This is a genomic window from Litorivivens sp., from assembly GCF_041624475.1.
Classification (GTDB): Bacteria; Pseudomonadota; Gammaproteobacteria; order Pseudomonadales; family Spongiibacteraceae; genus Litorivivens.
Genome location: NZ_JBFJUX010000003.1, coordinates 129,992 through 150,802, shown reverse-complemented (window position 1 = coordinate 150,802; position 20,811 = coordinate 129,992). Strand labels below are relative to the sequence as shown.

23 protein-coding genes are annotated in these 20,811 nt (G+C 54.0%); 17 read left to right on the top strand and 6 right to left on the bottom strand.

The annotated features are described in order from the left end of the window. Positions 1-6: 6 nt before the first annotated feature. The 4 genes from dapC (at position 7) to dapD (ending at position 3,395) form a co-directional block, all read left to right on the top strand. Positions 7-1,194, top strand: a complete 1,188-nt coding sequence (dapC, locus tag ABY734_RS05350; protein ID WP_372777972.1) for a succinyldiaminopimelate transaminase — start codon at positions 7-9, stop codon at positions 1,192-1,194. Positions 1,195-1,214: 20 nt separating this feature from the next. Beyond that, positions 1,215-1,868 carry an endonuclease III gene (gene nth, locus ABY734_RS05345; RefSeq protein WP_372777971.1) on the top strand — a complete coding sequence of 218 codons (654 nt, stop codon included), beginning with the start codon at positions 1,215-1,217 and terminating at the stop codon, positions 1,866-1,868. Positions 1,869-1,990: 122 nt separating this feature from the next. Further along, complete coding sequence (locus ABY734_RS05340) at positions 1,991-2,335, top strand: arsenate reductase (RefSeq protein WP_372777970.1); 345 nt, start codon at positions 1,991-1,993, stop codon at positions 2,333-2,335. Positions 2,336-2,360: 25 nt separating this feature from the next. After that, entirely contained in the window at positions 2,361-3,395 is a 1,035-nt protein-coding gene (gene dapD, locus ABY734_RS05335; protein WP_372777969.1) for a 2,3,4,5-tetrahydropyridine-2,6-dicarboxylate N-succinyltransferase, read from the top strand. Between the two features lie 241 nt (positions 3,396-3,636). On the opposite strand, the gene sat is transcribed toward dapD, so the two are convergent. Both sat and cysC read right to left on the bottom strand, forming a co-directional pair. Next, positions 3,637-4,830 (bottom strand): sulfate adenylyltransferase, encoded by a 1,194-nt coding sequence (gene sat, locus ABY734_RS05330; protein ID WP_372777968.1) that lies wholly within the window; start codon positions 4,828-4,830, stop codon positions 3,637-3,639. Positions 4,831-4,918: 88 nt separating this feature from the next. After that, the gene (cysC, locus tag ABY734_RS05325; RefSeq protein ID WP_372777967.1) at positions 4,919-5,530 is read right to left on the bottom strand and encodes an adenylyl-sulfate kinase; all 612 of its coding nucleotides are present in this window, start codon (positions 5,528-5,530) and stop codon (positions 4,919-4,921) included. A 276-nt stretch (positions 5,531-5,806) separates the two neighbouring features. On the opposite strand from cysC, the gene ABY734_RS05320 reads away from it, so the two are divergent. Beyond that, positions 5,807-6,700 carry a LysR substrate-binding domain-containing protein gene (locus ABY734_RS05320; RefSeq protein ID WP_372777966.1) on the top strand — a complete coding sequence of 298 codons (894 nt, stop codon included), beginning with the start codon at positions 5,807-5,809 and terminating at the stop codon, positions 6,698-6,700. Positions 6,701-6,880: 180 nt separating this feature from the next. On the opposite strand, the gene ABY734_RS05315 is transcribed toward ABY734_RS05320, so the two are convergent. The 3 genes from ABY734_RS05315 to ABY734_RS05305 all read right to left on the bottom strand — a co-directional run bounded on the left by ABY734_RS05315 (position 6,881) and on the right by ABY734_RS05305 (position 8,812). After that, positions 6,881-7,285 carry a DUF4332 domain-containing protein gene (locus ABY734_RS05315; protein ID WP_372777965.1) on the bottom strand — a complete coding sequence of 135 codons (405 nt, stop codon included), beginning with the start codon at positions 7,283-7,285 and terminating at the stop codon, positions 6,881-6,883. A gap of 416 nt (positions 7,286-7,701) precedes the next feature. Next, positions 7,702-8,343, bottom strand: a complete 642-nt coding sequence (locus ABY734_RS05310; RefSeq protein ID WP_372777964.1) for an NAD(P)-dependent oxidoreductase — start codon at positions 8,341-8,343, stop codon at positions 7,702-7,704. Positions 8,344-8,365: 22 nt separating this feature from the next. Further along, positions 8,366-8,812, bottom strand: a complete 447-nt coding sequence (locus ABY734_RS05305) for a MarR family winged helix-turn-helix transcriptional regulator (protein WP_372777963.1) — start codon at positions 8,810-8,812, stop codon at positions 8,366-8,368. A gap of 119 nt (positions 8,813-8,931) precedes the next feature. Between ABY734_RS05305 and ABY734_RS05300 the strand changes: the two genes are divergently transcribed. After that, positions 8,932-9,531, top strand: a complete 600-nt coding sequence (locus ABY734_RS05300) for a hypothetical protein (protein ID WP_372777962.1) — start codon at positions 8,932-8,934, stop codon at positions 9,529-9,531. Between the two features lie 29 nt (positions 9,532-9,560). Here the strand turns inward: ABY734_RS05300 and ABY734_RS05295 are convergent, their stop codons facing one another. Beyond that, a complete protein-coding gene (locus ABY734_RS05295; RefSeq protein WP_372777961.1) occupies positions 9,561-10,277 on the bottom strand; it encodes a pseudouridine synthase in 717 nt (238 codons plus the stop codon). 408 nt (positions 10,278-10,685) lie between these two features. Between ABY734_RS05295 and ABY734_RS05290 the strand changes: the two genes are divergently transcribed. The 11 genes from ABY734_RS05290 to ABY734_RS05240 all read left to right on the top strand — a co-directional run bounded on the left by ABY734_RS05290 (position 10,686) and on the right by ABY734_RS05240 (position 20,805). Then, positions 10,686-10,901, top strand: coding sequence for a Flp family type IVb pilin (locus ABY734_RS05290; protein ID WP_372777960.1), 216 nt, complete (start codon positions 10,686-10,688; stop codon positions 10,899-10,901). 163 nt (positions 10,902-11,064) lie between these two features. After that, a complete protein-coding gene (cpaB, locus tag ABY734_RS05285) occupies positions 11,065-11,934 on the top strand; it encodes a Flp pilus assembly protein CpaB (protein WP_372777959.1) in 870 nt (289 codons plus the stop codon). 44 nt (positions 11,935-11,978) lie between these two features. Further along, positions 11,979-13,388, top strand: coding sequence for a type II and III secretion system protein family protein (locus ABY734_RS05280; protein WP_372777958.1), 1,410 nt, complete (start codon positions 11,979-11,981; stop codon positions 13,386-13,388). After that, the gene (locus ABY734_RS05275) at positions 13,381-13,653 is read left to right on the top strand and encodes a hypothetical protein (protein ID WP_372777957.1); all 273 of its coding nucleotides are present in this window, start codon (positions 13,381-13,383) and stop codon (positions 13,651-13,653) included. The genes ABY734_RS05280 and ABY734_RS05275 overlap by 8 nt, the downstream gene beginning before the upstream one ends. 177 nt (positions 13,654-13,830) lie before the next feature. After that, a complete protein-coding gene (locus tag ABY734_RS05270) occupies positions 13,831-15,240 on the top strand; it encodes a pilus assembly protein TadG-related protein (protein ID WP_372777956.1) in 1,410 nt (469 codons plus the stop codon). Then, the gene (locus tag ABY734_RS05265) at positions 15,233-15,697 is read left to right on the top strand and encodes a TadE family protein (RefSeq protein WP_372777955.1); all 465 of its coding nucleotides are present in this window, start codon (positions 15,233-15,235) and stop codon (positions 15,695-15,697) included. Before ABY734_RS05270 ends, ABY734_RS05265 begins: the two co-directional genes overlap by 8 nt. A gap of 1 nt (position 15,698) precedes the next feature. Beyond that, positions 15,699-16,211: a TadE/TadG family type IV pilus assembly protein gene (locus ABY734_RS05260; protein ID WP_372777954.1), complete on the top strand. Its 513-nt coding sequence runs from the start codon at positions 15,699-15,701 to the stop codon at positions 16,209-16,211. 42 nt (positions 16,212-16,253) lie between these two features. Further along, on the top strand, positions 16,254-17,471 hold the full coding sequence (locus tag ABY734_RS05255; RefSeq protein WP_372777953.1) for a CpaE family protein: 1,218 nt from the start codon (positions 16,254-16,256) through the stop codon (positions 17,469-17,471). 24 nt (positions 17,472-17,495) lie between these two features. After that, positions 17,496-18,809: a CpaF family protein gene (locus ABY734_RS05250; RefSeq protein ID WP_372777952.1), complete on the top strand. Its 1,314-nt coding sequence runs from the start codon at positions 17,496-17,498 to the stop codon at positions 18,807-18,809. A 14-nt stretch (positions 18,810-18,823) separates the two neighbouring features. Then, the gene (locus ABY734_RS05245) at positions 18,824-19,810 is read left to right on the top strand and encodes a type II secretion system F family protein (RefSeq protein ID WP_372777951.1); all 987 of its coding nucleotides are present in this window, start codon (positions 18,824-18,826) and stop codon (positions 19,808-19,810) included. A 17-nt stretch (positions 19,811-19,827) separates the two neighbouring features. Next, positions 19,828-20,805 carry a type II secretion system F family protein gene (locus ABY734_RS05240; protein ID WP_372777950.1) on the top strand — a complete coding sequence of 326 codons (978 nt, stop codon included), beginning with the start codon at positions 19,828-19,830 and terminating at the stop codon, positions 20,803-20,805. Positions 20,806-20,811: the final 6 nt, after the last annotated feature.

The following is a 20,811-nucleotide window of genomic DNA, read 5'->3' as shown; positions in this document are numbered from 1 at the left end:
ATTGTCTTGAACCCGGATTTACAGCAGCTTCAGCCCTACCCCTTCGAGAAGCTCCGCGCCCTTTTTGCCGGAGCTAACACACCGGATATAGCGCATATAGCGCTTTCCATCGGCGAGCCCAAGCACGCCTCCCCAACCTTTGTCATGGAGGCTCTGGCCCGGGAACTACCGCGACTGGCGAATTACCCAACAACAAAAGGGCTGCCGGAATTGCGCCAGAGCATTGCCCGCTGGGCCACACGGCGCTTCAATCTCCAAGCTCTGGATCCGGAGCAAGAGGTGCTGCCGGTCAACGGCACTCGGGAGGCCCTGTTTGCCTTTGCACAAACGGTGATTGATCGCAGTCGCGACGCGCTGGTTATCAGCCCCAACCCCTTCTACCAGATATACGAAGGTGCGGCGTATTTGGCGGGGGCGGAACCGCTTTTCCTGAACTGCTATGCTGAAAACGGCTTTCTGCCAGATTTTTCAGAGATCACAGAAGAGCAGTGGCAGCGCTGCCAACTGCTGTATCTGTGCACCCCCGGCAACCCGACCGGCGCCACACTCAGCCTGGAGCAACTGCAAAACCTGATTCGGCTGGCCGATGAAAACGACTTCATCATCGCCAGCGACGAGTGCTACTCCGAAATCTATCCCGACGAAGCCAAGCCACCGCTGGGATTGCTGCAAGCGGCTGCGGCAATGGGCCGTCACAACTACGCGCGCTGCGTGGTTTTTCATTCCCTGTCCAAACGCTCCAACCTGCCGGGGCTGCGATCCGGCTTTGTCGCGGGCGATGCCAGGGTACTTGAAGCCTTCTTGCAATACCGCACCTATCACGGTTGCGCTATGCCGATTCAGCATCAGCTGGCCAGCATCGCCGCCTGGGACGATGAAAACCACGTTATCGAAAACCGCCGCCTCTATCGGGAGAAATTTTCCGCCGTCACCGATATTCTTGCGCCGGTACTGCCAGCCTCAATTCCAAACGGCGCGTTTTACCTGTGGCCGCAAACGCCCATTGATGACCAGGACTTTGCGCGCCGGCTTTATGAACAGCAGCACGTCACCGTGCTTCCCGGCAGCTTTCTCAGCCGCGAGGTCAATGGCCGCAACCCCGGGAGTCAGCGAGTTCGCATGGCACTGGTGGCAGAACCTGACGAATGTATCGAAGCCGCCCACCGCATCTGCCGTTTTATCGAAACCCTGTAAGTTGAAATCCTTGTGACCTCATGCTGAAAAAAGAACGCGCTGCCTATATTCTGCACCGGCTTCAGGAGCTCTATCCGCAGCCGCCTATCCCACTGGATCACAAAGACCCCTACACTTTGCTGGTGGCGGTACTGCTATCCGCCCAGTGCACCGACGAGCGAGTCAATCAGGTCACACCAGCCCTGTTCGCACTGGCCGACAACCCGTTTGATATGGCGACAAAAAGCGCCGATCAGATTCGCGAGATCATTCGCCCCTGCGGTCTGTCGCCACAGAAATCGAAAGCCGTTCAGCGGTTATCGGAAATTCTGGTGGAAAAATACAACGGAGAGGTACCGGCCGATATGGATGCGCTGGAGGAATTGCCCGGCGTCGGACATAAAACCGCCAGCGTGGTGATGTCCCAGGCCTTCGGTGTGCCCGCTTTTCCGGTAGACACCCATATTCACCGGCTGGCGCAGCGCTGGGGACTGACCTCGGGCAAAAGCGTTGTGCAAACCGAACGCGACCTGAAAAAACTTTTTCCCAAAGAAAGCTGGAACGCGCTGCATCTGCAGATCATTTACTACGGACGGGAATACTGTCCTGCGCGTGGCTGCCACGGCTTGGTATGCGAGATTTGTACGACCTGCTACCCCAACCGGAAGAAGCCGGTGGTTACACTCAAGGCATGAAGCGCCAAGCCCCAAATCCAGGCCCTTCGCTGGCAAAGGACAGGGGCTTGGGGTTGCCGACACCGTGAACTCCCCTGTCCAATCTGCTATTCTTCGCCCCCCAAAATGAATTCAGAAAACCCATGATCAGACTCTACGGCATCAAAAACTGCGACACCGTGCGCAAGGCCCGCAAGTGGCTGGAACAAAAGGGTGTTGAACACAGTTTTATCGACTATCGCGACGAAGCACTCAGCAAGAATGAGCTCGAGAAGTGGTATGACGCAGTGGGTGACAAGCTGCTGAACAAGCGCAGTACCACCTGGAAGCAGCTCAGTGAGTCTGAGCGCACGGCCGACGACAAGGCCTCTATCGTCGCCCTGCTAGCCCAGCACCCAACGCTTATCAAGCGCCCGGTTCTGGTCAACGCAGACACGGTTCATGTCGGCTTTTCCGACAAGGACTATCAGACTCTCACCGCAAATTAATTCACAGAAAACAAAGGTAGCCCCTATGACATCCTCTCTTTTCAGTGTTGGCATTGGCGTCGGCACCCACAACGGCAAAGGCGAATGGCTGGAAGTATTCTATCCCGCTCCGCTGCTTCAACCTTCTGCCGAAGTGACTGGCGTACTGGTCGACGCGCTGGCCTTTACCGGCGGCAATCACGCCATCAATCTTGATCCGGCACGCATGATTGCCCTGTCAGAGGCGCTTAAAGGTGTCGACGACGACCTGGCCGCAATCTGCGGCAAACTGTCCAGCAGCAAACAGCCGCTGGTTGCTACCGTGCTGAGCACAGATGAAGCGCCCACGTCGGTTCCAGAGGTTTACCTGAAACTGCACCTGTTGTCGCATCGTCTGGCCAAGCCCCACACCCTGAAACTGGATGGCATGTTCGGCGTGCTGCCCAATGTGGCCTGGACCAATCAGGGCGCTGTAGCGATTGATGAGTTGTCTGACCGGCAGCTTGAGGCGCGCCTGAAAGGTGAACTGCTGGAAGTGATGTCCGTCGACAAGTTCCCGAAAATGGCGAATTACGTGGTTCCCGCCGGCGTACGCGTAGCCCACACCGCGCGCGTTCGACTCGGCGCCTACCTCGGTGAAGGCACCACCATCATGCACGAGGGTTTCGTCAACTTTAACGCCGGCACTGAAGGCCCCGGCATGGTCGAAGGTCGCATATCTGCCGGCGTGGTACTGGGCTCAGGCTCTGACCTCGGCGGCGGCGCCTCTACCATGGGCACCCTGTCGGGCGGCAACAATGTGATCATTTCTGTCGGCAAGGAATGTCTGATCGGCGCCAACGCCGGCGTTGGCATCCCGCTGGGTGATCGCTGCACCATTGAAGCCGGGCTCTACGTGACGGCCGGCTCGCTGGTCACCATGCTCGACGACAAAGGCCAGGTAGTAAATACCGTTAAAGCCCGTGATCTTGCCGGCCAGTCGGACCTGCTGTTCCGCCGCAACTCGAAATCTGGCGCCATTGAAGTGCTGACCAATAAATCAGCTATTGAGCTGAATGAGGCGTTGCACGCGCATAATTGATGCGTTCGATATAGCTCGCCCATAAAAAAAGAAAGCCCCGACCTAAAAAGGCGGGGCTTTTTTTATACACCTTCCCTCACCCTAACCCATTGACTCGCTTTGCTCGGGGCTACGCCCCACCGTCGCTGGCTCCGGTGCCCAAATCTTTTAGATTTGTCCCAAAGGGAGAGGGGATCCCCGCAGGAGCAATCTGGAGGGTACCCTCTCCCTCCGGGAGAGGGACAGGGTGAGGGCAGTTTTTCTACTTAGCGTCGAGAGCCTGATAGTAATCCATCAGAATCTTGGCCACTTCAGGGCGCGAAAATTCGGGCGGCGGTGCAATTCCCTGCCCCAGCATTTCGCGAACCTTGGTACCCGACAGCAGCACGAAGTCCTCTTTGTCGTGATCCGGCGCGTCCCGCATCATGACGACTTTATTGAGTTTCTTCGAGTAGGCAGTGTGATCCGCCTTGAAGATTTCAATACCCAGCGCATCGGCCGGCACCTTCTCGTCGAAAATGGTCTGCGCGTCAAAGGCGCCGTAGTAATCACCGACACCGGCGTGGTCTCGGCCAACGATCAGGTGGGTGCAACCGCAGTTCTGGCGGAATACTGCGTGCAATACCGCCTCACGGGGGCCGGCGTACAACATGTCAAAGCCGTAACCGGTGACCATCGCGCTGTTCGGTGGGAAGTAAACTTCAACCATCTTGCGAATAGCCGCATCGCGAACGTCGGCGGGAATATCACCTTTTTTCAGTTTGCCCAGCAGCATGTGAATCAGCACGCCATCGGCGTTCAGTTGCTCGCGAGCCATGTGGCACAGCTCTTCATGCGCGCGGTGCATGGGGTTACGGGTCTGGAAAGCGACAACCTTTTCCCAGCCGCGCTCGGAAATTTCGTTGCGAATCTCTACTGCGGTGCGGAAGGTATCCGGGAAGTCCGTCTGGAAGTACGAAAAGTTCAGCACCTCAATCGGTCCGGACAGCAGGGTATTGCCCAGGCTCTTGAAGGTTTTTACGCCGGGATGCTCAGGGTCCAGCGTACCGAAAATCTGTTCGGCCATCGTGTCGATTTGCTCGCCGGCAACGGTCTCAACCCCATCGACAGTCATCACCGCCAGAATCGGGTGGCCCTCAACATTGGGGTCACGCAGGGCTATGCGGCTGCCCGCCTGAATACCTTCAGCAGCTTCAGTCAGGTTAACGACCGGTACCGGCCAGAACAGGCCATCCGTCGTCTGCATGTTTTCCGCCACGCTCAAGGCGTCGGCCAGATTCATGTAACCCGACAGTGGGGTAAAGTAGCCCGCCCCCATCATCACAGCGTTGGCAGCGGCTGCAGAGTTGAGCAGCAGCGAAGGCAGCGTTTCTGCCTCTTTCTGCAAGGCGTGGTGCTTCTCGGTGTCGTAAACAAACAAGGGCTTCAGTTCATCAGCGCCATGGGGTTTGATCATGTTGTTGCTCCGTAAGTTGTCTCGCAGTACATGAGGTGCCGTGATCTACCCTGGCACCCCTGCGTGTTCCGTCGTCAGACGTCCGACGTTAAATAATTCCGCGCTTGCTCATTTCTTCCAGCAGCACTTCCACTTCTTTTTCCAGGCTCATCTCGTGGCTGTTCAATACCACTTCGGCCTGCTGCGGCGCCTCATAGGGATCATCGATACCGGTAAAGTTCTTGATCTCGCCGGCACGCGCCTTTTTGTACAGACCTTTGGGGTCGCGCTCTTCAGCGACAGACAAGGGCACATCTACAAAGATTTCCAGAAAGTCCATATCGCTCTGCGCGTGCAGTTCACGTACCTGATCGCGGTCAGCGCGGTAGGGGCTGACAAAGCTCGACAGCACAATCACACCGGTATCCACGAACAGCTTGGCGATCTCACCGATTCGGCGAATGTTCTCAGCCCGGTCTTCGGCAGAAAAGCCAAGATTCTTGTTGATACCCAGACGCACATTGTCACCGTCCAGCCGGTAGCAAAGGTGGCCCTTCTCGATCAGGGCCTTTTCCAGTGCAACGGCAACGGTGCTCTTGCCTGAGCCCGACAGGCCGGTAAACCACAGGGTAGCGCCCTTCTGCTTCAGCATTTTCTGACGATCTTCACGGGTCACTTCACCGTCGTGCCAATGCACGTTCGTCGCTTTTTGCTCTGCCATGGTGTTCTCCACTAGAGGAAATCAAAGGTTTCGGAGTATATCAGCCGGTGGTGGCCAGCTTAGGGAAAGGCGCCATCATACGGAGCTACTCGCCATTAGTAAAACGGGTTATTATAATAGTCAGTATCGATTTTTTAGATAGCAGGCCTTGTCATTGCGAGCGCAGCGAAGCAATCTTTCCGGATATAGCACCAGTGTATGTAGATTGCTTCGCTGCGCTCGCCATGACCGGAGACACCCGCTCGCAAAAACAGTTTAATTTCTGAGGCCCGGACCATGAACTTCACTCTCCGCCAACTTGGCATCTTCCTGGCCGTCGCCCGCCACGAAAACGTCTCCCGCGCCGCCCAGGATCTGAATCTGTCCCAGTCCGCCGCCAGCGCCGCCCTGCAAACCCTTGAGCAAAACTACGGCATGAGCCTGTTTGAGCGCCACGGCAACAAACTGAGTCTCAATGCGGTAGGCCGCAGTCTGCGCAAGGAAGCGGAAACGCTCTACGCTCACTGCCAGCAGTTTGACCAGATACTGAAACAGCACGGCGACCTGGGCCACCTGAAAGTGGGCGCCAGTTTTACCATCGGCAACTATCTGGTGGTGCGCTATCTGGCTGAGTATCTGGCCCACTACCCCAAGGCCGACGTCGACCTCACTACCGCCAACACACCCGAAATCGTCAACAAAGTGCTGAACTATGAAGTGGATATCGGCATGATCGAACGGGAGGTACATCACCGGGATCTGGAATTGATCCCGTGGATGGAAGACGAACTGATCGTGTTCTGCTCTCCTGAACACCCCTTTGCCAGCAAGGGCACACTGGGTAATCGGGATATCCGCTCCGCACGCTGGATACTACGCGAAGCCAATTCCGGCGCGCGCCACACCTTTGACCACGCCATGGCCGACCTGCTGCCGGAAATCGATATCTACCGGGAATTTCAACACAACGAGGCTATAAAAAGCGCGGTGGAAACCGGACTCGGCATCGGCTGCCTGTCACGGCTGGTGCTGCAAAGCGACTTTCGCAGCGGCAATCTGGTACCGCTGAAACTCAGCCGCCGGGATATGACGCGACGTTTCTACTTTGCCCTGCCCCGCAAACGCCACAACAAAGCAGCGCTGGATTACTGGCTGCAAGTCTGTCGCGCACCTAACAAGGCGAACACCTGAATCCGTGGCTCATTTACGCTCACCACGATAGAAAGGATAAAGGAGTGAGCCGCGACGATTCTACGTCACGGCAGGTGCGGAGCTTACACTTGGAGGCGCCAGAATAAGGAGCTTAGCTTATCGAACAGCACCTATAATGTTCCCAATACAGTCGTAGTCGCTTGCTCCGCGATCAGCTCATCAATGAGTAACCTTCTTCGGCAGTGCCTTGGCCTGATTCACCCAATCCTGAACCTGAGAGACTGCCGGCACTTTGCGCACCAGATGCTTTGCCTCATTACATTCAGCCATTTTGTGCTGCAGATTTTCTGCATTTCGGTGCGCCAATTCCGGAACGCTATCGACACCAGCCGCCTCTAGCAAATCTGCATATTGAGTACTCACGCCTTTGATACGCGCTAGATCGGCACGATTAACCCACTCAAGAATGAGCTTTTCACTGATCCCCGATCTATCCGACAGATCTTTACGCGCATTTTTGGCACAACACTGATCCAACAAACCTTCAATGGATGCAACCCCTGCACTTGACAGTTTGTTCGAATAGACATCGCCGATGCCTTCAATTTTTGAGAGTTTGGTCATAACCCACCCGACTGATTAAGAAAATAGACTAAAAATACTCGTTTCCCGGTTTGCTCAGCACAATGAGAGATTATGGCTGAGCGCACCCGTTAGATGAAAATAGTAGTGATCGTCCTCACTCGCAATTGGCGAAATGCCGGAACCAAAGCCCATCTCCCCTCAACGAATTCAAATCAGCGTAGTGGCAATCTGGCAGTTTTGTGAGGTAGTAATTCAGGTAGCTGATTTTACACCGCAATACCAAGAACGCAGCACTCAGGAGTGCTGCTCTTCATAGGTCGAAAGACACTAAGATTAACCTGCCTTGGAGCAAAAAAGTCTAGGGGTCGGTCTCGAATTATGCGCGGGTCGGCTACGACCCGCGCCTTGAGATATGTGACATTCCATTTATTGCAAAGCGGATACTGCCATGCGATTCAGTACTGAATAATCGGCGCCTTGTGCAGCCAGGTATCATCGGCTAACTGTTCGATCATGCAATGCGCGCAATCGGCGAAACTGATACTGGAGAGCCCACTAAATTTATCGAAGCCCACCCGGTAAACGCCGGTCTGGGGCCCCGCTTTCATTTGCAACGGCCGCACGCCAACCCAGTCGATATCGGTATTCTTATTTAATAGCGCCAGCTGGTTTTCCTTATCAAAATGACGAAGACGCAGAAAATGCTCCGCGTACCAGCGGACAAACCTTGCACCGAATCCAACGGTGTCCTCGGGAAGAAGATTACTGCCACCACCACACCAGACCAGACGCTTCACCCCCTTCTCACGCATGGCCGCGAGTATATTGCGCGTTACATTGGTGCAGAGGTTTTCCGGTGAGGTCTTCTCGTCGACACCAACGGCGAACAAAACCGCATCGGTGTTTTCATTCAGGGCACTGGCAACGTCCTCGTAGGCCAGACCATCGCCTTTGATAATCGTAGCCTTGTTATGCATACCCTGAGGTAGCTTGTCAGGCGTACGCGCCAGCACTGTTACGGTGAAGCCCCTGTCAATACATTGACGAAGACACTCGGAGCCCACACCGCCGGTTGCACCAAAGATCGTCACATTCATTATTTTTATTCCTCTATTAGGCTCAGGTATTGCCCGGGTCATTTTGCCCTTTCAAGGTGCGATACAGAGTTTCGCACAAATTCTTGAGCTGGGTGGCACTTTCAAGGTCGGGCATCGCCTGACAGGCTATGGCTTCGGGCACCGATTCCGCCTCAGACTTCAACTTCCTTCCGGACTTCGTCAACTCGAGACGCTTTTGTCGCTCATCGCCCGGATACACCGTGCGCCTGAGCCAGCCCTTGTCTTCCAGACGCTTCAGAATGGGCGTCAGCGTTCCGGCATCCAATCGGGTGCGCTCGCTCAGCGCTTTAACGCTGATACCGTCCCGCTCCCACAAACTGAGCATCACCAGATACTGTGGGTAGGTTAAACCCAGAGGCTCCAGCAGAGGGCGATAGGCGCGAATCAGCGCATTAGTGGCTGAATACAAAGAATGACAGATCTGCAGATCAAGCTTGAGGTAGGACATGAGCACTCCGGGGATAAACTCGGAGCATTATATTTTGCGCGCAAACTATTTGACAAGCTCATCGCTGCCACCTATAGTTTAAAATATTACTTTGCGCACAAACTATTACTGGAGTTCACATGATCAAACGACACCTGTACGCCGCTGCCCGCCTCTTGCTTGTTGCTATAGCGCTGTCACTTGGTGCCGTCAGCCCGGCACTGACCGAGGGCAAGCCCGCATTGGAAATAAGCGAACGCGATTTCAGCTGTATCAGGGATATGACACCCGTGCGCGGATTCTTTGTGGACAGCCTCACAGGTGATCTCGATGCCACCCTTGCGGTAGCCAATTCACCCAACGGTGGAGCCTACCCTCCGGGCAGTGTCGTTCAACTGGTGCCTACTGAAGTCATGGTCAAACACCCGGAAGGTACCAGCCCCGCCACCAAAGACTGGGAGTTCTTCGAGCTGACGGTCTCGCCCGAGGGCTCAAAAATTGCCAAACGCGGCTTTGTCGACGTCAACAACCGCTTTGGCGGCAACTGTCTGGGCTGCCACGCCAAGGCAAAACCTCAATGGGATATGATCTGCGAGACCGGTCATGGCTGCGACCCGATCCCCCTCACCAAGGCCATGGTCCGTGTGATTCAGAAAACCGATCCGAGGTGCGAGTCAATGCCGGCACTGAGCGCGGAAGAAAAGCAATTACTGGGGCAGCTCCAGCAACTCCTTCGCTAGCAAGAACAGAAACCGGTGGTGTCTCAGTCTCAGGCCACAAGCCCGCCAGTCTCGCGTATCTCGGCCTCACTCAACTCCCGACACTGGCCGGGTTCAAGTTCGCGCAACGCTATTGGACCCACAGATACCCGGTGCAGCGACAGCACCTCATTCTGAAAGTGACCAAACATACGCTTCACCTGGTGATACTTTCCTTCAACCAAAGTCAGCCTGGCTTCGTGCGGGGACACTATCTCCAGCTTCGCCGGCTGGGTGGTAATGTCCTCGTAGGCAAAATAAATACCGCGGAAAAAGGCGGCGACATAGTCCGCATTCAAGGGTTTCGCCACCGTGACTTGATAGGTCTTGGCCAGTTTTGACTCTGGCAGACTCAGGCGTCGCGACCACAACCCGTCGTTGGTAAGCAGTATCAACCCGGTAGTGTTGAAATCCAGTCTTCCCGCTATATGCAGATCATGCTTTTCCGGGTGATCGATAAGATCAACCACCGTGGTATGGGTGCCGTCTCTGGTCGCGCTGACAACGCCCTTGGGTTTATTGAGCATAATATAAACCGGTCGCTTCTGTTGCAGGCAGACGCCATCCAGTTCAACACGACTGAACTTATCTATCAGCTGTCGAATGGATTCTGCCGGCTTACCCCCCACCAGGATTCGCTGCTGAGCTATTAGCAGCCGAACATCCGATTTTGAATATGGACTGTTCTTGCTGATGTAACGGTCCAACCGAGTACTACTGGATGTCATAAAGCCAACTCGCTGCCTCTCCGGCTTGTTTAAAAGGTAGTTAAAACAATTTTCACGATAAGTTTTTAGAATATGTACGCAGTGCCTTGCGCACCTTTTAGCCTACAACAGACTTGCGCTTTATACACAGATATCCTCCTGTGAGTCGTAGTACCCCGCGTCTCGTAAGAAGCCTTCTTCAACACCAGAGCACCTCGCACGCCAGCCGGTACCTCGTTAGCATACTTTTTTCATCAGCACATGTACGGATAGTTTTTTCAAGACCGTTGAAACCGCTGCACATTGTTCACTTGGGCCCAAATGCCATCGTAAATCTTAAGAAACAAAAATGAGATTTCGGTCTATAACTATTTATGACAGGGCGCACATTTGCGCAATTTCATAGCCATCGCTGCGGGAGTATCAAGCATGAAACGCATTCAGTCACTCATGAAGAGAAAAAATCAACGCGGTGCGACCATGGTGGAGTACGCCATTATGGTAGCAGTCTTCGCGGTAGCTCTCATTGCCACCGTCGTCATTATGCGCGGCGCGGTTGAGGAAGGGTTTACCGGCGTTTGCGAGGCCATCTCCGACGGCATCCCCGATTCTGATATCGATTGTACGCCTGAAGAGGAAGCCTGATCCTCTGACAATAAGGACGCCGGAGTCTTCTCCGGCTTTTGCATGCGTTCTCCGTAGTAGCACGTTTTCCGCAGTCGGTAATAGCGGTAATAGCAGCCGGCAGCGGAATGGAAAGCAGTTGCGACAGCGGACGCTGCACTGAATTCTCTCGGAGAGCAACGTAATGCAGCTTCGTGCACTCATTCTACTGATCCTAGCCCTCGTTCTCGGTGGCACAACCGTTTATCTGATGAACGACTACCTGCAGAAAGAGGTAAGCAGTCGTCAACCCGGTGTCGAGCCGGAACTGACGCCTGTCGTGGTCGCAAGGGTCAACCTTATCCCCGGAACCCGCCTGACACAGGAAGTGCTCAAAGTCGTCGGCTACAAAACCGAAGCACTGCCTGAAAGCTACTTCAGCGACGTCAAAACCGTACTGGGCAGTGATACCCAAAGTGCTCCGATTATTCTGCGCGAGGCAAGGAAAGGCGAGCCGATTCTCAAGTACATTCTCTCACCATACGGCGCGCGCGGCGGCATGCCAACGCGAATCCCTGAAGATATGCGAGCGGTCACGATTGCAGTTAATGAAATTAAAGCTGTGGCTGGCTTTGCCCTGCCCGGCGACTACGTTGATGTCATCCATACCACAGACGCTGGCCGCACTGACGAAAAGCTGGTGACGCGCATCATCCTGCAAAACATCAAGTTGCTGGGTGTCGATCAACTTAACTCTGAAACAGAAACAGAACCGAAAGTCTCCAATGCTGCGACTCTGTTGGTTTCACCGTTTGACGGCCAGCGACTGATACTGGCACAGAAACTGGGCGAGCTGACCTTGATGCTGCGCAACGAGTTTGACGCCTCCCTGATTGAGGAAAGCGTTGCCACATACAAAGATCTGCTAACGATAGAGAAAAACCGGCCTACCCGAATCTACAAACGCGAACGCCGACCGAGGGTAGAAATTATCCGCGGGCTGGAGATCAGCGAAAAGACAGTTGATGAAACTGACACCGGCGCACCAGCCAGTACAACAGGTGGGGCGAAGTAGATCCTCGCCCACACGAAACAGAACGATGAGGAGCAGCAATGACTATGCATAGCTGGAGAATGAACTGGGTTGCGTTACTTCTCATACTGGGAATTTCGCAGCCCGTCGACGCCGCAGGCCCCTACCGTCTTGAATTTGGCACCAGTGGCAAGGAAGAGGTGGAGTTGCGCCTTGCGGTCGGGAAATCTCAGATTATTCGGGCCGACGGCGCGCTCGATCAGGTTGTGATCGGCAACCCCGAAGTCGCTGACATCAAACTACTGTCCTCCAATCAGGTGCTGATTCTCGGCATCAAGCCGGGACACACCAACCTGGTATTCAAAAACAAACGCCGTGATCTTGTCGCCTTGATGGATGTGGTCGTGGGCTACGACCTGCTGGGCATCAAGCGCAAACTCTACGAAGTACTGCCGGACGAGACCGCGATTGAAGTCCGCGGTTCCAACGACTCGGTGATAATCTCCGGACAAATATCCAACACTCAGGCTATGGAAAAGGCGCTGGCGATCGCTCGCAGCTACGTGCCGGAAAAAAAAGTCGTAAACCTGATGCAGGTTGGTGGCGGCCACCAAGTCATGCTAGAGGTCAAGATATCAGAGGTCGCGAGAAACTCCCTCAAGGATCTCGGCGTCGAGACCGTCTTTTCCAATAATGGTATTGATGGTACCACCTTGCTGACCGGCTCTTCGGCCACCAATGCCTTTGGGCTGGTTGACTATATCGACATTGGCGGCAGCGCTGCCGATTTCTTAAACGTCCGACTAACCGCTCTTGAGCAGAAAGGCCTCGCGCGCACCCTGGCCGAGCCCAATCTGGTCGCCCTTTCAGGTCAGGAGGCAAACTTCCTGGCGGGCGGAGAGATTCCGATACCCGTGGCCCAAGCCGAGAACTCAGGCGCTATAACGATTGAATTCAAAGAATTTGGGGTTGGGCTCAAGTTTACGCCAACGGTGATGAGCGCCGATCAGATCAACCTCAAATTACAGACCGAGGTCTCATCAATCGACGACAGCCGCTCCTTCGCACTCGGCGGTGGCCTGCTGATCCCCTCAATTAACACCCGCCGTATGGGAAGCACGATTGAAATGGGCGACGGACAGAGTTTTGCCATAGCCGGCCTGCTGGAAAACAATCTGGTGGAATCAATCCGGCAATTTCCCTGGCTGGGCGATATACCGATTCTGGGCGCGCTGTTCCGCAGCAACAGTTTTAATCGGGAAGAGACTGAACTGGTCGTCGTCGTAACCCCACGAATCGTCAAGCCTGTTCACCCCGGGAAGATACGACTTCCGACCGACAATATCGTCCCGCCCTCCCAGCTCGATTGGTATCTGCTGGGCGGAATGGAAGGCAACCGTTCCTATCGCTTCTGGCGGCGCGACGATGGTAATTCATCAGGTAAAGCCAAAGTGGGTACCGTCTACGGAATTGAAGGAGCATTTGGCCATGAATAGTTTTAAAAGCCTCAGCACTCCATTACTGCTGGCATTTATAGTGGGGCTGTTAGCAGCCTGCGCCGGGCCACAAACCATTAGCGCCAAACACGCCAAGGCAACACGCTCGAATCAAATGGCACAGGCAGTCAACCCCGCCGCGGGGCAAGCGCCCGCAGCTCCCATGGGGCTCGACGGCCAGAAAGCTGAGCAGGTTATCAAAGCCTACCGAGCTGACAAGGGCAAGGCCAGCTCGGGCCGCCTCATATCCAACGTTGCCCAATAGGTGACCGAAGACTGTCTACTTTATTCAACACAGATGAGCGAGCTTGAAATTACTGCGACCACAATGCCCACGCTACACAATCGGAGACATTCGACGATACATAGCACGGGTTCAACCGTCCATCTTGGACAGGCAACGACGGGATACAAGCGATCGCTGATTCAAAGGAGGCCACGAATGAAACGTCAACAGGGAGCATTCCTGGCTATCATGGCCGTGCTGATCATTGCCCTGCTTGGCTTTTCTGCACTGGCCATTGACGTTGGCCGGGTTCTGGTGCTCCGCTCTGAGATACAGAACGCCGCGGATGCCGCGGCCTTGGCCGCCGCGTTTGAGCTTAATACCGAAGCCAATGCCATTGAGCGCGCAAAACTATCGGCTCGCAATGCACTCGTGCACAACAGCCACTTTGCCCGTGTACGCGAATTGCTGAATGACGACACACTGCCCGACGAGGCTTTCGTGTTTTTCTGCGTCATTGGCAGCCGCCATGATGTTGATGCCAGTGACGCTAACGTTGATCTCAGCCACTTCTGCGGGAATATAACGCCCTATGGTACTGGCGGCGCTGATGCCAGCAAGTATGAAGCCAGCGGCGATACCGACGCCCACTACGTCAGAGTACGCCTCGCCGCTTCCGACGCTGCCGCCGACAATTTTACCCTCGACCTTATCTTCTACCCAGTAATACGCCTGTTGGGCGCAGAGAATGTGATTACGGAACTGTCACTCGAAGCGACAGCGCTGGCCGGCAGAAACTTCTACAGCTGCAATACACCGCCCCTGGCTATCTGCGACCCCTTTGAGGCTTCAGGCCAAACCTTCAGAGATGCCATGCCCGTAGGTGGACACATCACCCTGAAGCAACAGGGCTCCAATCAGTGGACCAATGGCAACTTTGGCTTTCTCGAGGTTAACGGAGGCCCGGGCGGCGCCTCGCTGGCAGAATTTCTTGCCGATGAAGGGCTACTGGGTTGCGTACCGGCTTTTGTAACCACCCAGCCCGGCGGCGTCACCCAAAAAGCCAAATCGGCGATAAATACCCGCTTTGGCATTTATGGCAACAACGATGACAACTACGGCAACACCTATTCACCCGCGGTATCGCCGTTCAACAGAGCGAGCGCACCGGTCGACTATCCTCCCGCGCCACACGTGGGTAGCTTCCCCGATGATTTAACCCATCTTGGCAGCGACAGTCGTTTCGGCACCGGGAACTGGAATTGCAACGCCTACTGGGCCAGTACCCACGGCGGCGCACCCATCGCCTGCACGCCTGGGGTAACGCGGTGGGACGTATACAACTACGAGATTGCAAACGGACTGCTGACGCCCGACATGGTAGACGAGCACACTGCCGGCACGCTGGATCGCCGCCAATTTCATGTATCAGTGCTCAGCTGCGCAGCGCTGGGTTTGACCGGCGGTAAAACCAGTACGGTGGTATTTCAACCCGACGGATTTGCCAAGATTTTCCTGACCGCACCGGCGACATCGCCGCCGAATGCAGAGATGTATGGTGAGTACATCGGCTGGGGCAACGAAGACGATGCAACCTTTCACATCGACATCCAGTTGTATGAATAGATCGCAGCGCGGCATGGCAATGGTCGAGCTGGCAATACTGATGCCGCTATTGGTCATGCTGGTATTTGGGGTCTTTGAGCTCGGGCGCGCGCTCTACCAGGAGCAGCTAATTACCAAAGCAGCGACAGCGGGAGCAAGGTATATGACACGAGCCTACGGTGCACTTGACCAGGACTGCGCGACACAAAGCAGCTGGGATTCCGCCGTTGACAATGCAAAAACACTGACCGTCTTTGCGGGCCAGGAAACGCCGCTGATCACAAACTTAGAACTCAGCGACGTAGCCGTTGCGGTCACACGCCGTGTACTGCCCTCGCCCGCCAGCCCAGTCTGCGTGATACAACTGACAGTCACACTACCCTTCGCCAGTATATTCGGAGAAACGCTGGTGCCATTTACCTCTATTGGCGTGATGACTCTCAATGCTTCCGCCGAAGCTGTCTACATTGGTGAATGACATGCGCCTGAGACGCCATCAGACAGGAACAGCGTTGGTAGAAAACGCGATGACAATGGCGGTTTTTCTGATGATGGTCATGGCGATTATCGAATTCTCGATTCTCATGTATGTCTGGACACGCGGCGCGGAAGCGGCTCGATACGCCAGCAGGTATGCGATTGTCTCCGACCCGGTCATGAACCTCAGCACGCTGGATTGCGATGGTGGCACAGTTACTGAAATCACGACCACCTGTGATGGCGTTGCTGCCTGTAACGACCTGATGGAGCGTATCAATGCGTTTATGCCACAGGCAGAACCTGAAAATATCGAAGTCACCTATCGCTGTAGCGATGCGGGTTTTGCAGGCCGGCCCGTCGAACTGATGATCCCCGAGGTAAGCGTGAAAGTCATTAACATGGTCTACAGAATGGTTATACCCGGCCTCATCGGCATGCCGGGCGAATGGCCACTGCCACCAATGACATCAACTCGCACAGGCGAAGACCTCGAAACCGTGAGCTCGTCTTGACTGGGCCTGATAATGGAATTTGACTGAAAAAAGGATATTAATGTGCTGTCACTAAAAGTTATTTCACTGTATCTGGACGATGAAGTCTGCCGCGATATAGAACTTTCAGTAGGAAGAATCGACGGCGTTTCCATTGAATCGCGAAAAGTTAACAACCTCGTATCGCAGCTGAACTCCATCGGCGACAAGGAGAGCAGTGACGTTCTATTTGTTGAGCTCGATGACGACCTGGATGAGCTTCAGCTCGATGACATTGAAACCGAGCTGGCCAGGATAGCAGACTCCATCGCGGTGTTCGTTTCTTTCGCATCCCACAATATTAGCCTGATGAGACGAATGATCCGGATTGGTGTTCGCGATGTCATTCCTCAACCACTGGACAGAAATGATCTAGTGAACCAAGTCTCTGTCGTTGTATCAGAGAAACGCGAACGTCTTTTGAATACCAAAGGATCGTTGTCGTCCGTATACGCATTCTTTAATGCCAAGGGTGGCTGCGGCGCCAGCACACTAGCGACGAACGTAGCCGTTGAACTGGCACAACGGCACAAACTAAAAGTCGCGCTTATTGACCTTGATCTACAACTGGCGACTACAGACTTGCTACTTGATTTAGTTCCAAAATCCACCGTTTACGACGCGATATCCCAATCTCACCGAGTAGATTCGGTTTTCCTCAAAGCACTTATGACCCGTCACAGCAGCGGCCTGGATGTACTGCCCTCACCCGGCGGACTCACGTCAATTACCGATGTCAGCATCGAGGATATACGCCGCGTATTGGACGCGGCCGCCGAAGCATACGACGTAGTCATACTGGATATGCCACTGCTGTTCACCGGATGGACCATCGAAGCCTTGAAAATGTCCGAGAAAATTCTTCTCGTCGTACAGAACGCACTGGCAACCATCAGAGACGCAAAGTCCATTCTGGATAACCTACCCACGCTTGGCGTCGATCGTGTTGCCATAGAAGTAGTCAGCAATCGTGCCGAAGCCAGTATGGGCTCTGTATCCATTGACGAACTCAAGAAAACACTGCATGTAAGACGCGTTCATCGAATACGCTCGGACTTCAGCGCATCGGCCAACGCCCAGAACCAAGGGAAGCCTGTGTCGACCGTCGCGCCTAACAGCAAAATGACTAAAGACATTAGAACACTGTCAAGGTACTTGTATCTAAGCTTCAAGAACCCCGGCGAAGACCCAACCAAGTACTCGAAGTCTAGTTTGTGGGGAAAGCTGATTGGCCAGTCTTAATCCAGAATTCACAGGACACCGCGAATGAACGTTGAAGCAAAAAAGACTTTTCAGGGGTCTCGACAGAATGAAATACAGACCCTCAAAAACCTGATTCATCATCAGTTGATGGGACGGATCAATCTCAAGGTCATAGAAGAGCTATCTGAGGATGAGGTTCGCGGTCAGATCACGGCCGTTGTTCGCGATCTGATGGAGGAGCAGACCGCCATACTGAATGAATCGGAACGTAAAACACTGATAGATGACATTCTCAACGAAGTGCTAGGGCTAGGCCCGCTGGAATCCCTACTGGCTGACCCCAGTGTGTCGGACATTCTGGTAAATAACGCCAAAAACGTCTACATAGAACGGCACGGCGTCCTCGAGAAAACCCATGTGCATTTTGAGGACGACGATCACTTGCTGCGTATTATTGAAAAAATTGCCACCGGCGTGGGACGCCGCATCGACGAATCAGTACCGATGGTCGACGCGCGACTACCCGACGGCTCGCGCGTTAATGCAGTTATACCTCCACTGTCCCTGGATGGACCCTCCTTGTCGATAAGAAAGTTCAGTATCGATCCTTACACGGTAAAGGACCTGCTGAATTTCAAGACAATGACAAAGGCCATGGCGAAGTTTCTGGCAGCCGCAGTCAAATCTCGAGTTAACATCCTGATCAGCGGCGGCACGGGAAGCGGAAAAACTACTCTGCTGAACGTGGTCTCAAGCTCAATTCCTATAACTGAGCGGATTGTCACTATCGAAGACTCAGCCGAACTACAACTTCAGCAGCCTCATGTGGTCCGTCTGGAGACCCGACCACCCAATATTGAGGGCACGGGCGCCATAAAACAGCGTGATTTACTGCGAAACTGCCTTCGCATGCGCCCCGACAGAATTGTCATCGGTGAAGTCAGGGGTGGCGAGGCGATAGATATGCTTCAAGCCATGAACACCGGACATGACGGCTCTTTGTCAACCATTCACGCAAACTCGCCGAGAGACGCGCTGACCCGTCTTGAGCATATGGTCGGTATGGGTGAGGCGCATATCCCCCCCTTGGTAATACGACAGCAGATTGCGGCCGCCATTGATTTGGTCGTGCATACTGAACGGCTGGCCGATGGACACCGTGTAGTAACCAGTATTCAGGAAATTACCGGCATGGAGGATTCGGTAGTTAACATGCAGGAGATATTCTCATACAAAAGATCATCGGTGGATGGCGCTGGGCGAGTGGTCGGAAAATTCCAGGCTACGGGAATACGACCGACAATACTCAACCGCATTCGCGAACGTGGCATTGAGCTGGACGAGCGTATATTTGATGAAAACTATCTCTACGAGTAATGGAGTAACATCGCATGCCAGATAACGCTCAAGCCTTAATGATACTGGTGCTGGCGTTTATGAGCGCGGTATTCCTGATAGAGTCGCTGTACTACATCTGGCGGAGCATGCGCTCAGGCGGCGGACAAACCCGAAAACGCTTGCGGAAACTATCCGCAGCCGGAACTTCTAGCGACGCAATTCCCAATCTTCTTCGCCGCGAGGTCCTGTCTAGCAACAGCGTTCTGAATAAAATTTACCTCGCGATACCACGGTTTCACTTTATCGACAGGCTACTGGAACGCGCAGCCCCCAACTATTCGATTAGCCGATATCTTCGAATGTGCTTCATCTTCGGCCTGACAATTTACCTTCTTGCAGTCTATAGCGTTGGCACTAGCAACGCACTGGGTTTTCTGATCGCGTTCCTGAGCGCGCTCATCATTCCTTATCAGACTCTCAAATACCTGGCTAATCGATATGTTGAGCGGTTCAACGCTCAACTGCCCGACGCTATAGATTTTATAGGTCGCAGCCTGCGGGCTGGAAACCCGCTGTCCGCTTCCCTTAAAGCCGTATCCGAAGACATGAGCGACCCGGTAGCATCTGAGTTTCGCACAACCTTTGACGAGATGAAGTATGGCATTGAAGTCGAGCAGGCCATGCTTAATCTGTCCAGAAGAACCGGTAGTGATGAAGTCAAGTTCTTCGTCACCGCCGTTTTGGTGCAACGGACAACGGGCGGCAATCTGGCAAAAATTCTTGATCGGCTGTCAGCGGTAATGCGCGCACGCGCCAATACCCGCCGGGAGATCACTGTGCTATCCACAGAAATGCGCTATTCGGCGAATATTCTGGTGGTATTGCCTTTTTTCGTTGCCGGCGCAGTAACATTCGTCGACCCCGGGTATCTTTCAACTCTGTTTGAATCAAGCACAGGACTGATTCTAGTCGCTCTGCAATTGGTGTTGATCGGTATTGGTTATTACATCATCCAGAAAATGGTCAACTTCAGAATATAGGCCAACGGAGATCTATCGTGGACTTGAATACAGCTGCCGCTATGTTTTCTGGCATACCAATATTCAATCTGCTATTGGGGCTGACATTCGCCACCATAGTGCTTCTGGTCGGCGGCTTCGGCTACTGGTTCGTGGATGAAACACCCCTTGTCAAGCGTCGCCTGCGGGCGATTCAGGAAGGACAGGAAGCACTGAAGAAACATGATCATATGGAGGGAGCATTTCTTGTTCGCTGGGCAGAGCCAGTCAGCAAACTGATTCTGCCTGACGAAGACTGGAAGAAGTCGCGTCTCCGCAAGCGTCTGGTACTTGCAGGCTATAGATCACATAGAGCGCTATACGTCTTCGGCTTTGCCAAAGTTTGCCTTGCCGTTGCCGTCCCTCTGTTTCTGGCCATTGTGTGTATCGCGGCAAATTTTAACCCCTTGCGCGAAACCGGCGGTATCGCGCTGCTGCTGTTCTCGGCGCTATCGGGTCTCTATATGCCTGACTTATTCCTTGTTATGCAGGCCCGTGATCGACAGGTCGTTTTGCGTGACGATTTTCCAGATGCCATGGATTTGATGGTGGTATGTATTGAAGCCGGGCTTGGCCTCGACGCCGCCATTCAGCGCGTTGGTAGAGAGCTGGAGGCCAGCCATCCGGAGCTGGGCGTAGAACTCAGTTTGGTAAGTCTCGAAATGAAGGCAGGCAAGACTAAAGAAGAAGCGCTTAGATCACTCGCCGAGCGTACCGGCCTTGCGGAAATAAAAGCTCTTACCTCAATACTGATCCAGGCTGAACACTTCGGCACCAGTATTTCCGCCTCACTTATCGGGCATTCAGACGAAATGCGCAATGTGCGTACCCAAACGGCTCGCGAGCGGGCGGCGAAGCTCCCGGTTAAGATGGCCTTTCCAGTAATGTTTTGTATTTTTCCTGCCCTGTTTCTCGTCTTACTCGGTCCAGCATTTATCAAAATGCTCAGCGGCTTCAGCGTACTCAGCGGTGGGTAAGAGTGA